Annotated in this window: 1 protein-coding gene; it reads right to left on the reverse strand. The window is 73.4% G+C overall.

The annotated features are described in order from the left end of the window. Nucleotides 1-197, reverse strand: a 197-nt coding sequence (locus tag KUM32_RS42220) for a hypothetical protein (RefSeq protein ID WP_217146889.1), incomplete at its 3' end; no start/stop codon positions are given. Nucleotides 198-636 lie beyond the last annotated feature (439 nt).

The following is a 636-nucleotide window of genomic DNA, read 5'->3' on the forward strand; positions in this document are numbered from 1 at the left end:
CAGTGGGGGCGTGCCAGGGGCGGACCGCGCGCCGGCGCGGCGGGCGTGGCGCGCGCCGGGGTGGCGAGACGTGGCCGACTCGGCGTCAGTTCGCGGGCGGCGCAGGGGAAGCCGGGTGGCAGCGGGTGCGGCCGGCGGAGGGGGCGGGTGAGGCTGGCGCGCGGCGTGGGGCGGCGCCGTCCCGCGGCTTCGACCATGCGTTCTTGGTTCCCCTGAGCGAGTGAAGCCCGCGCGGCGCGCGGTTCTTGTGGGGGTAGTCGGGAGAGAAGTAACTTCTGCGCAGCGCACATGGGACGTGGGATGTCTTGATGTCCAGATGCCTTCGAAGGGCAGGTCCGAGTATGGCGTCAGAACTTCACGCAGACCCCGCTAGAGGCGGTAGATCTCAGCAATCCCCATCCACTCAGCCTCCGCACGAGGCGCGCCCAGCCGACACCTTTTCAGCCCCCACCTCGTCAGCCCCCACCTCGTACGACACCACCGGTGCGTACGGCTCGACCGGCCCGTGCGACACCAACGAGCGCCGGCGCGGCGGCGTCCGCCGGAGCGCTCCTCGCCGCGGCGGGCGCGTGCGCCGCGCGCGCCGTACGACGCTGTGGGCCTTTCTGCTGCTGGCCCTGCTGCCCGCTCCGGTGC

Source organism: Streptomyces sp. AC627_RSS907 (assembly GCF_019049165.1).